The sequence below is a fragment of the Bradyrhizobium sp. INPA03-11B genome (assembly GCF_040446015.1).
GTDB classification, from domain to species: domain Bacteria; phylum Pseudomonadota; class Alphaproteobacteria; order Rhizobiales; family Xanthobacteraceae; genus Bradyrhizobium; species Bradyrhizobium macuxiense_A.
Genome location: NZ_JASGSR010000023.1, coordinates 66945 through 76260, shown reverse-complemented (window position 1 = coordinate 76260; position 9316 = coordinate 66945). Strand labels below are relative to the sequence as shown.

Here is a 9316-nt window from a genome sequence, read left to right as displayed (position 1 = left end):
AATATCCGGACCGGCCGCGGGTTGATGTCAGCGGACCATAACAACCATCGGGAGGATGGAATGAAGTTTGCAAAAATCGCGGTTCCCGCCTGTCTTGCGTTCGTCGTCATGGCGGCGCCGCCGGCTGGCGCGCAGACCGCCGACACCAGCTTCTTCGTGACCAGTAACGGCATCGGCAATGGCGGCAATCTCGGCGGCCTCGCCGGCGCTGACAATCATTGTCAGACCCTGGCGCAGGCCGCGGGCTTCGGTGCGCCGAAGACCTGGCGCGCCTATCTCTCGACCCACGCGGCCGACGGCAAGCCGGCGGTGAATGCGCGCGATCGCATCGGCAAGGGTCCGTGGCAGAACGTGAAGGGCGTGGTGGTCGCCAAGGACGTCGCCGATCTGCACAGCGCGAGCAACAATCTCACCAAGCAGACCGCCTTGTCCGAGAAGGGCGATGTCATCAACGGTGTCGGCGACACGCCGAACCGCCACGACGTGCTGACGGGATCGCAGGCGGACGGGACTGCGTTTGCGGCCGGTGAGGACCGCACCTGCAAGAACTGGACAAGCAGCACGCAGGGCGCTGCGATGGTCGGGCATTTCGACCGCAAGGGGCTGCGCGACGACGAGCCGTCAAAATCCTGGAACACGTCGCATCCCTCGCGCGGCCCCGACGGCGGCTGCTCGCAGGCCGATCTGAAGAGCACCGGCGGCGACGGCCTGCTGTACTGCTTCGCGGCGAATTGAGAGGGAGTGCGGGTGCAGTCTGAACCTCTGCGCGTGCATGTCCGTCATTGCGAGGAGCGATAGCGACGAAGCAATCCATCTATCCGCGTATGCCGCACGATGGATTGCTTCGCTTCGCTCAGAATGACAGGTGAGCGGCGGCTCAGCGCTTCTTCCGCTTGGCGGTGTTCTTCACTGTCTTCTTGGCCGTCTTCTTTTTCTTCGCGGTTTTCTTCTTTTTCGCGAAATAGGCCTCGACCTTCTTCGAGGAATGTCCGACCTCGGCGACCGCGGCCTTGAGCCGGGCAGGGGTCACCTTGAACTTCTTCGACCAGTAGCGGACCTCGTAGGGCTCGCTGATCGCGATCCGGGCGCGATCGGCGGCCATGTGGCGCTGCTCCTTGAAATAGGCTTCCGCCTTCTTCGCGGAGTGCCCGACCTTCTTGACGGCGGCCTTGAGCTTCGCCGGCGTGACCTTGAACTTCTTGGACCAGTACGCAACTTCGTAGGACTCGCTCAACGCGATCAGGGCGCGATCCTGTGCGCCCCGCTTCTTCTTGTTGTCCGCCATCAGTTGATCCTTCATCGAAGACTCGATGTTGGAACCTTAGCAGTCTGCGCGCAGTTCGGACAGGCGGCCGGCGTGCGATGGACGATTGGGCCGCGGTGCGGCTACGATCGCGATGAAGCGCAACGACGCTGCGAAGTTTTCGGAGGTAAGTGCATGCACTATCAGCTTTACTACTGGCCGATGATCCAGGGCCGCGGTGAATATGTCCGCCTCGCACTCGAGGATGCGGGCGCCGGCTACACCGACGTCGCGCGCGGCAAGGGCGGCACCGGCGCCATGATGAAGATGATGGACGTGCACAAGGGCACGCCGCCCTTTGCGCCGCCGTTCCTCAAGGCCGGCAGTCTCGTGATCGGACAGACCGCCAACGTCCTGCTTTATCTCGGGGCGCGTCACGGCCTGGCGCCGAAGGCGGAGGCGGGGAAGCTCTGGGTGCACCAGCTGCAACTGACGATCACGGACTTCGTGCTGGAGATTCACGATACCCATCATCCGCTCGGCCCGTCGCTGTATTACGAGGACCAGAAGGCGCCGGCCAAGAAGCGCACGGAGGAGTTCTGGGCGTCGCGGGTGCCGAAATATCTCGGTTATTTCGAGGACCTGGTCGCGGCGAACGGCGGTGCCTTCGTCACCGGACGCCGGATCACCTATGTCGACCTGTCGCTGTTCCAGATCGTGGAAGGCCTGCGCTACGCCTTTCCGAAGCGCATGGCCGCGTTCGAGAAGAACGTCCCGCGCCTGATCGCGCTGCGCGATCGCGTCGCCGGGCGGCCGAACATCAAGGCGTATCTGGCGAGCGAGCGGCGGATTCCGTTCAACGAAGAGGGGATTTTCCGGCGCTACAAGGCGCTGGATTTGTGATAGTCACCGGCTCTTCCCATCCACCGGCGTCATCGTGATCTTCGACAGGTCGATGCCGTCGATGCAGCTGACATTCAGCGCCACGATGTCGGAGCCGTCGGGTTTCTTGCCGCGCGCGAACACGTCGACGCCGCAATCGACGCAGAGCTGGTGGCGGATCGCATGGCGGTTGAAGAGATATTCCTTCAGGTTCTCGGCGCCGGCGCGGAGCTGGAAGCTGGACGGCGGCATGAACACGAAGTGCAGTCCCTTCTTGGTGCAGATCGAGCAGTTGCAGGCGGTCACCATGGCCATGTCGGTGGTGCATTCGAAGCGCACCTGGCCGCAATGGCAGCCGCCGGTGTAGATCTTGCTCTCTGCCATGACGGTCGGTCCCTCACCACAGTCCGGGCACCAGACGATAGCGCACCCGCGCCGCATAGTCAGCATAGCCCGACAATCCCGCCATCAGCGTGCGCTCCTCGATCCCGGTGCGGAACGCGAACATCGCGAAGAACACCGGCACGAAGGCGAGGCCCCACCAGGAGCCGAGCGTCAGCGGCACGCCGATGAAGAACAGCATCACGCTCGCATACATCGGATGGCGGACCAGCGCGTAGGGACCGGTCGAGATCACGTGATGGTCGCGCTCGGTCTGTACCTTGACGACCGGTGCTGCGAACGAATTGGTGCGGAACACCCACAGGATCAGCACGGTCGAGAGCAGATACAGCGCGAGGCCGAGCACGATCAGCGGCACGCCGGCATTGGCGCCGCCGAAGCGGCGATCGAGCCCCATCGCGACGAACCACAGCACCGCGATGACCAGGAACACCAGCATGAAGCGCTTGTCCTCGGCGGGCTGGCCCTCGCGTGTGGTGAGACGCATACGCTCGGCCAAGAGGCCGGGATCGACCTTGGCAAGCCACAGCCCGCAGGCCGGGCCGATCAGCGCTGAGGCGATCAGGTAGGCCCAGGCGCCGGGCCAGTGCAGCGTGCCGGCGAACGCAAACAGCAGCGCGGCCATGGCGAGGACGAAGAACGTATTCTGCAGGAGGAGCTTTGCGATCATGGGTGGCTCCGTCATTCCAACAGTGATTATCGCACTGTTTCTCCGGCAAACATGCGACCGCAGCCATCAACTTTCGGAGCAGGCGAGGTGTTCCAGCGCCGCAACTGCATCGCTTCTGCATTGACAATCGTATAAGCAATCGCTTATATATTCGCATGACCAGCGCCATGCAGCTGACCAATGTGCTCAAGACCCTTGCCGACCCGACGCGGCGGGCGGTGTTCGAGCGGATTATCCGGGAGGGCGAAGTCGCCGCGACCGGGCTGGTGCAGGGCTCAAAGGTGTCGCAGCCGGCGGTGTCGCAACATCTGCGCGCGCTGCGCGATGCCGGGCTCGTCGCCGAGCGGCGCGAGGGCCGGCACATCCATTATCGCGTCGCGCCGAAGGGGCTCAGCCCGCTGATCGACTGGCTCGGCCATTACGAGACGTTCTGGGCCGAGCGCTTCGCAAATCTGGAACGGTTGTTGAAGGAGAGTGAGTGATGGGTGAGACGCACGCGATCACGGTCGAGAAAGTGCTGCCTTATGCCGCCGACAGGATCTGGCGGACGTTGACCACGAGCGAATTGCTGATGAAATGGCTGATGCCGAACGATTTTCAGCCGAGCGTCGGACATCGGTTCAATTTCCGCACCAAGCCGATGGGCGACTGGGACGGCGTCGTGCATTGCGAGGTGCTGGATTGCGATCCGCCGCGCCTGCTGCGCTATTCCTGGAAGGGCGGCGCCGACACCAACCCGGACCACGGCTCGAAGCTCGACTCGGTCGTCACCTGGACGCTGACGCCGGTCGAGGGCGGCACGCAGGTCCGCATGGTGCATGACGGCTTCGTGTTCCCCGGCAACCGCTTCGCCTTCGACATGATGAGCCCCGGCTGGGGCAAGATCGTCGATGCGATCGGGCGGGTCACCGCGGAAGCCTAGATTCTAGTTTTGACGCGTTTTCTTCACGCGAACCGATACCCACTTCGCTCGAAAACGCTCTAACGGATCACTCGTTATTGCCGCGGCGGACGGTGATCGAGGCGTCGGTCCTGTTGCGCGTGCATTCGAGGTTGAGGCGGCGATAGCGCATGTTGATGGTATTGCCGCGGAGGATGCCCATGCGCTTCAGGCAGCGTGAGGTGCCTGTGGTGGCGTCGTCCTTCGGCACGGTGAAGATCAGTGCGGTGGCGGAGCCGACCAGGTTGAAGAACTCCGGCTTCATCTTGCGGTCGGTCTTGGCATAGAGCTCGATCGCATAGTCCTTGCCGCGGCAGCCGAGCGACAATTCCTTGGCGGCCGGATGTGTGAGGTATGTGATGTTGGCGGCGCTGAAATTGACCTTCAGCCCGTCGATCTGGCCGGCGAGCTGCTTTGCGATGTCCACGCAGGGATCGGCATGCGCGGGTGCTGCGGCGAAAGCCGGCGCCAGCGCGATCAGCGCGGCGGGCAGGGTGGAGCGGATGCCCAAAGGCAAGCGTCGGCGCAACGGTGCTGTCACGAAATACCCCCGCGGTACGAAAATACGCGAAGCTACATGCAGGCTCCCGCGCAGCGCGTCAATATGGCCTGTCGGTCAGGACGTGCACTTGCCGTCCTGCGCCTTGGAGGCACCGGCGGCGCGGCGCTCGCAATCATTGCCATAGGTCTTGCCGTCACAGCCGCACACGGGCTTGAAGATCTTGTTGCAGATCGTCGGGCGGAACGCGCAGGTGCCGGACTGGTCGGCACGGCCGCAGCTGCCGGGTTTGAACTGGCAGAACTGGCCGCGACTGCTGCATTGCAGGCCGGCAAGGCCGCCGCAGGACTTGCCGAGGCGGGCTGCATCGGCGCCGCTCGGGAGCGCGATCAACAAGGCCAGCGCCGCAAAGTAGATGAAAAGCGCTGTCTTCATGAAGGCCTCCTGATGGCTTCGCTGGCCGATTGCTGGTGTGCTGCGCGTTGTGGCAACCCAAGATTACCGCGGCATGAAACCTAGCACAGGGATTGCCGGTCTCGCGCATGGCTGGAAGGCGGCCGGCTTCCCTTTCCTTTGTCCGAAAAAGGCTTAGAACGGCTCTACATTGCCGGCGGCCTTGCGGCCGGACCGGCCTTCGAACCCGACCTGCAAGCCCAAAGAGCAGCTCATGAACGCCCCCTCCGCCTTCCCCGACCAGCAGAAGCCCGTTCCGCCGTATAAGCACACCCCTCTGTTCCCGCTTGGTGCTGACACCACGCCCTACAAGAAGGTGACGAGCGAGGGCGTCCGGGTCGAGAAGGTCCTCGGCAAGGACATGCTGGTGGTGTCGCGCGAGGCCTTGCGGGCGCTGTCCGAGGCTGCATTCGGCGACATCAACCACTATCTGCGGCCGGGCCATCTGAAGCAGCTCCGCTCGATCCTCGAGGACAAGGAAGCCAGCGACAACGACAAATTCGTCGCCTTCGACTTCCTGAAGAACGCCAACATCGCCGCCGGCGGCGTGCTGCCGATGTGCCAGGACACCGGCACCGCGATCATCATGGGCAAGAAGGGCTGCAACGTCATTACCGATGGCGAGGACGAAGCGGCGCTCTCCGAAGGCGCGCGCGACGCCTATCTGCGCCGCAACCTGCGCTATTCGCAGGTCGCTCCCTTGTCGATGTATGAGGAGAAGAACACCGCCAACAACATGCCGGCGCAGTGCGAGATCTACGCCGAGGGCGGATCTTCAGAAGTAGATTCGGCCTACAAATTCATGTTCATGGCCAAGGGCGGCGGCAGCGCCAACAAGAGCTTCCTGTTTCAGGCGACGCCGTCGGTGCTGACCAAGGACCGGTTGCTGGCGTTCCTGAAGGAGAAGGTGCTGACGCTCGGCACCGCGGCGTGCCCGCCGTACCACCTTGCGATCGTGATCGGCGGCACCTCGGCCGAGCTCTGCATGAAGACCGTGAAGCTTGCCTCGGCGCGCTATCTCGATGCGCTGCCGACCCACGGCTCGGCCGACGGCAATGCGTTCCGCGATCTCGAGATGGAGCAGGAAATCCTCAAGATGACGCAGTCGCTCGGCGTCGGCGCGCAGTTCGGCGGCAAGTATTTCTGCCACGACGTGCGCGTGATCCGCATGCCGCGCCACGGCGCCTCGCTGCCGATCGGGCTCGGCGTGTCCTGCTCGGCGGACCGCCAGGTGCTCGGCAAAATTACAAAAGACGGCGTCTATCTCGAGGAGCTCGAGCACAACCCGGCGCAGTATCTGCCTGCGGTCGAGCAGTCGCTCGGCGGTGATGTGGTCAAGATCGACCTCAACAAGCCGATGAAGGAAATCCTGGCGACGCTGTCGCAATATCCGATCAAGACCCGCGTCTCGATGACCGGCACCATGATCGTGGCACGCGACTCCGCGCATGCCAAGCTGCGCGAGCGGCTGGAGAAGGGCGAGCCGCTGCCCGACTATTTCAAGAACCACCCGGTCTATTACGCCGGTCCCGCCAAGACACCCGATGGCTACGCCTCCGGCGCGTTCGGCCCGACCACCGCCGGCCGCATGGATTCCTTCGTCGACCAGTTCCAGGCCGCGGGCGGCTCGATGGTGATGGTCGCCAAGGGCAACCGTGCCGTTGCGGTGCGCGAGGCCTGCAAGAAGCACGGCGGCTTCTATCTCGGCTCGATCGGCGGCGCCGCGGCGAACCTCGCCGAGCACTGCATCAAGAAGGTCGAGGTGGTCGAGTATCCCGAACTCGGCATGGAAGCGATCTGGCGCATCGAAGTGGTCGACTTCCCGGCCTTCATCATCATCGATGACAAGGGCAACGACTTCTTCAAGGAATTGAACCTGGGTTGAGGGCGATCGGCCTCGACGGATTCTCGAAGGGCTGGGTCGCCGTCAGCATCGACGGCGACCAGCGCACGATTTCCTTTCACAGCGATATCGCGGACGCGCTTTCGGGTCCGTTCGATCGTGCCGGGATCGACATCCCGATCGGCATGACCGATGACGGCGAGCGCGCCTGCGATCGTCTCGCTCGCGAGCGGCTGCGCCCGCACACCTCGCGCGTCTTCACCGGCGCGCGGCGCTGGCTGTGGCAGGAGTTTCAAGACCCCGACAAGGCGAACAAGGAAGCGCTGCGCCGCGGGCAGACGGCCGTCTCGCGCCAGCTCTGGCACCTCGGCAAGAAGATCATGGAGGTCGATGCGTTCGTTCGTGCGAACGCCGCACGCGGCATCCGCGAGGTACATCCCGAACTGGTGTTCCTGCGGCTGAACGGCGGCGTGCCGCTGCCGCGCAAGAAATCGGAGGAGGGCGATACGCTCCGCCGCACGCTGCTCAAGCGATCAGGCTTTCACGACATCGATCGCTGGCTCGCCGAGGTGCGGATCGGCAGCGGCGCAAAGCGCGACGATGTGCTGGATGCTTGCGCGGTGGCGCTGGCTGCCCATGAACCAAGCGGCTGCGTTCCCGAGGGACCGCAGCCGCTGGATGGACATGATCTGCCGATGCAGATCTGGTTCTAAACGCGCTTTCCGGTTCGCGTGAAGAAAACGCGTCGAAGAAAGAGCTGGAGCTTCCGTTCTGATTCAATCAGAACTGAAGATCCAGATAGATGCTTACGCGCGCGAGCCAGTGAAGGGGAAGCTGCCCATCGGGCCGATGCCCATTTCGCCGGAGATGCCGTCGCCTGCGACCTTGCCGGAGAATTCGAGCGTCAGCGGCATCGGGTTGGTGATGGAAACCTTCCAGGCGACGCTGTCGCCGTTCACGGTGCCGTCGAAGATTTCGGTGGAGTTGCCCTCGGCGCCCTGCGTGCCGGTGAGCGTGCCGCCCGAGCTCGAAAGCGACAGCGTCGCCTTGCGCTCGCCCATCGGCGTCGTCATCGTGAGATTCCAGTTTCCGTCCACCGCCATTGATGTCTCCCCTCGAGATGAAAAGCGTGCGCGGCGGTATAGCCTATCTTGCTGCTTGCGCCTAGTTCGCGGCTGCGGCGATCAGGCGCGGGCGGTGGCGCGCAGCCGGCTGCCGACCAGGAAGCGGAACGCGACGTACTGGATCGCGAAGGCCGCGATCTTGGCGCCGAGCAGAACCACCGACACGTAGAACGCCCACAGCTTGATGTTGCCGGTCGCCGCGACCGCGATGGTGCCGGCTGCGAGGATGAACATCAGCCCGGCCCAGGCATAGCCGGCGAGGGTGGCGTATTCCGGAATGGTCTCGGCCACGATCGGCGGCAGATAGCGCAGCATCCAGCCGCGCTTGAGCATGATCGCGCCGATCGCGATATGGCCGATCGCGGGCTTCGCCAGCACGAAGCGCGGATCGTTGGTGAAGAGCGTCGCGCCGCCCAGCACGATCACCAGCCCAAGGCTCGCCCAGGTCATGTAGCCGAGCGCCTGTCCCTTCACGCGCGCATAGATCACTTGCGCGATTGCGCCCGCGATCGCAACGCCGGTCGCGATCAGGACATTGTCGGTGGCGAGATAGACCACCAGGAACACGATGGTGGAGAGGAAGTCGCTCGCGAGCCTGACAAAAACGCTCTTCATCGTCGTGGTTTCCGTTTCCTCTGACGTGGTGATTGTTCTGGTCGTGTGACGGCAGCGTTCAGTGCGACGGCAGCGCGGCAGCCGGCGGCGCGCCGTACTTGGCCGCGCGATACTGCGGATACCAGCGGGTGAAGCCGACCGCGGCGTTGCGTGCGGCGAAGGCGACCAGCAGACCGGTCCATAGCGGCAGCGCCGGCACGTAGAGCACCGCGATGTTGCCGATCAACATCAGCAGTGTCGCAGCTGTCCAGGCGCCGGTGATCAGGTAATTGGCATAGAGGAAGCCGGGCTGCTTCGCTATCTCGGCATCGACCTGCTCGAGCGCGTATTGCCGCGTGAAGGGATGGCCGATCAGGATCGAGCCGAGCGACACTGCGAGGATACCGGCATCGACCGCGATCTTCACCGCGATCATGCTTGCCGTCGCATCGACGAAGGTGAGGTAGAAGCCGACCAGGGTGAACACGAGCACCGAACCGACGCCGAGGATCTTGATGCTGCGGCCGCGCGCGATATCGAAGGCGATGACGGCAAGGCAGATCAGTGCGGCACAGAGCAGGCTCACCGTGGCCGAGGTCACCAGCATCAGCGTGGCGAAGGCACCGTAGGGAGCGAGGATCAGGAAGATCGTCATTGGGAGCCTCG

At 63.9% G+C, this 9316-nt stretch carries 14 protein-coding genes; 6 read left to right on the top strand and 8 right to left on the bottom strand.

Annotated features, from left to right (window positions below; genetic code table 11):
• Positions 1 to 108: 108 nt before the first annotated feature.
• A complete protein-coding gene (locus QMZ05_RS12375) occupies positions 109 to 735 on the top strand; it encodes a lectin (protein ID WP_353701002.1) in 627 nt (208 codons plus the stop codon).
• A gap of 142 nt (positions 736 to 877) precedes the next feature.
• On the opposite strand, the gene QMZ05_RS12370 is transcribed toward QMZ05_RS12375, so the two are convergent.
• On the bottom strand, positions 878 to 1285 hold the full coding sequence (locus QMZ05_RS12370; protein WP_353701001.1) for a DUF3606 domain-containing protein: 408 nt from the start codon (positions 1283 to 1285) through the stop codon (positions 878 to 880).
• Positions 1286 to 1438: 153 nt separating this feature from the next.
• Between QMZ05_RS12370 and QMZ05_RS12365 the strand changes: the two genes are divergently transcribed.
• A complete protein-coding gene (locus tag QMZ05_RS12365) occupies positions 1439 to 2146 on the top strand; it encodes a glutathione S-transferase (RefSeq protein WP_353700988.1) in 708 nt (235 codons plus the stop codon).
• Between the two features lie 3 nt (positions 2147 to 2149).
• On the opposite strand, the gene QMZ05_RS12360 is transcribed toward QMZ05_RS12365, so the two are convergent.
• Positions 2150 to 2509, bottom strand: a complete 360-nt coding sequence (locus QMZ05_RS12360) for a GFA family protein (RefSeq protein WP_279705562.1) — start codon at positions 2507 to 2509, stop codon at positions 2150 to 2152.
• Positions 2510 to 2522: 13 nt separating this feature from the next.
• On the bottom strand, positions 2523 to 3197 hold the full coding sequence (locus tag QMZ05_RS12355; RefSeq protein WP_050421143.1) for an isoprenylcysteine carboxylmethyltransferase family protein: 675 nt from the start codon (positions 3195 to 3197) through the stop codon (positions 2523 to 2525).
• 155 nt (positions 3198 to 3352) lie between these two features.
• On the opposite strand from QMZ05_RS12355, the gene QMZ05_RS12350 reads away from it, so the two are divergent.
• Complete coding sequence (locus QMZ05_RS12350; protein WP_353700987.1) at positions 3353 to 3679, top strand: metalloregulator ArsR/SmtB family transcription factor; 327 nt, start codon at positions 3353 to 3355, stop codon at positions 3677 to 3679.
• Complete coding sequence (locus tag QMZ05_RS12345) at positions 3679 to 4119, top strand: SRPBCC domain-containing protein (protein WP_353700986.1); 441 nt, start codon at positions 3679 to 3681, stop codon at positions 4117 to 4119. Before QMZ05_RS12350 ends, QMZ05_RS12345 begins: the two co-directional genes overlap by 1 nt.
• A gap of 67 nt (positions 4120 to 4186) precedes the next feature.
• Here the strand turns inward: QMZ05_RS12345 and QMZ05_RS12340 are convergent, their stop codons facing one another.
• Together QMZ05_RS12340 and QMZ05_RS12335 are read right to left on the bottom strand one after the other, a co-directional pair.
• Positions 4187 to 4648, bottom strand: coding sequence for a hypothetical protein (locus tag QMZ05_RS12340; protein ID WP_050421146.1), 462 nt, complete (start codon positions 4646 to 4648; stop codon positions 4187 to 4189).
• A 105-nt stretch (positions 4649 to 4753) separates the two neighbouring features.
• Entirely contained in the window at positions 4754 to 5071 is a 318-nt protein-coding gene (locus QMZ05_RS12335; RefSeq protein WP_353700985.1) for a Kazal-type serine protease inhibitor family protein, read from the bottom strand.
• Between the two features lie 232 nt (positions 5072 to 5303).
• Between QMZ05_RS12335 and QMZ05_RS12330 the strand changes: the two genes are divergently transcribed.
• Both QMZ05_RS12330 and QMZ05_RS12325 read left to right on the top strand, forming a co-directional pair.
• The gene (locus QMZ05_RS12330) at positions 5304 to 6974 is read left to right on the top strand and encodes a fumarate hydratase (RefSeq protein WP_353700984.1); all 1671 of its coding nucleotides are present in this window, start codon (positions 5304 to 5306) and stop codon (positions 6972 to 6974) included.
• On the top strand, positions 6971 to 7645 hold the full coding sequence (locus tag QMZ05_RS12325) for a DUF429 domain-containing protein (RefSeq protein ID WP_353700983.1): 675 nt from the start codon (positions 6971 to 6973) through the stop codon (positions 7643 to 7645). The genes QMZ05_RS12330 and QMZ05_RS12325 overlap by 4 nt, the downstream gene beginning before the upstream one ends.
• Positions 7646 to 7738: 93 nt before the next feature.
• Here the strand turns inward: QMZ05_RS12325 and QMZ05_RS12320 are convergent, their stop codons facing one another.
• From QMZ05_RS12320 to QMZ05_RS12310, 3 genes are all read right to left on the bottom strand, one after another.
• A complete protein-coding gene (locus QMZ05_RS12320) occupies positions 7739 to 8035 on the bottom strand; it encodes a hypothetical protein (protein WP_353700982.1) in 297 nt (98 codons plus the stop codon).
• Between the two features lie 81 nt (positions 8036 to 8116).
• Complete coding sequence (locus tag QMZ05_RS12315; protein ID WP_353700981.1) at positions 8117 to 8671, bottom strand: septation protein IspZ; 555 nt, start codon at positions 8669 to 8671, stop codon at positions 8117 to 8119.
• Between the two features lie 58 nt (positions 8672 to 8729).
• Entirely contained in the window at positions 8730 to 9305 is a 576-nt protein-coding gene (locus QMZ05_RS12310) for a hypothetical protein (RefSeq protein ID WP_353700980.1), read from the bottom strand.
• Positions 9306 to 9316: the final 11 nt, after the last annotated feature.

Excerpts from the sequence above, each read along its gene's own strand:
- QMZ05_RS12375 (WP_353701002.1), top strand. The coding sequence starts at position 109 with ATGGCGGCGCCGCCGGCTGGCGCGCAGACCGCCGACACCAGCTTCTTC.
- QMZ05_RS12370 (WP_353701001.1), bottom strand. The coding sequence starts at position 1,285 with ATGGCGGACAACAAGAAGAAGCGGGGCGCACAGGATCGCGCCCTGATC.
- QMZ05_RS12365 (WP_353700988.1), top strand. The coding sequence starts at position 1,439 with ATGCACTATCAGCTTTACTACTGGCCGATGATCCAGGGCCGCGGTGAA.
- QMZ05_RS12360 (WP_279705562.1), bottom strand. The coding sequence starts at position 2,509 with ATGGCAGAGAGCAAGATCTACACCGGCGGCTGCCATTGCGGCCAGGTG.
- QMZ05_RS12355 (WP_050421143.1), bottom strand. The coding sequence starts at position 3,197 with ATGATCGCAAAGCTCCTCCTGCAGAATACGTTCTTCGTCCTCGCCATG.
- QMZ05_RS12350 (WP_353700987.1), top strand. The coding sequence starts at position 3,353 with ATGACCAGCGCCATGCAGCTGACCAATGTGCTCAAGACCCTTGCCGAC.
- QMZ05_RS12345 (WP_353700986.1), top strand. The coding sequence starts at position 3,679 with ATGGGTGAGACGCACGCGATCACGGTCGAGAAAGTGCTGCCTTATGCC.
- QMZ05_RS12335 (WP_353700985.1), bottom strand. The coding sequence starts at position 5,071 with ATGAAGACAGCGCTTTTCATCTACTTTGCGGCGCTGGCCTTGTTGATC.
- QMZ05_RS12330 (WP_353700984.1), top strand. The coding sequence starts at position 5,304 with ATGAACGCCCCCTCCGCCTTCCCCGACCAGCAGAAGCCCGTTCCGCCG.
- QMZ05_RS12320 (WP_353700982.1), bottom strand. The coding sequence starts at position 8,035 with ATGGCGGTGGACGGAAACTGGAATCTCACGATGACGACGCCGATGGGC.
- QMZ05_RS12315 (WP_353700981.1), bottom strand. The coding sequence starts at position 8,671 with ATGAAGAGCGTTTTTGTCAGGCTCGCGAGCGACTTCCTCTCCACCATC.
- QMZ05_RS12310 (WP_353700980.1), bottom strand. The coding sequence starts at position 9,305 with ATGACGATCTTCCTGATCCTCGCTCCCTACGGTGCCTTCGCCACGCTG.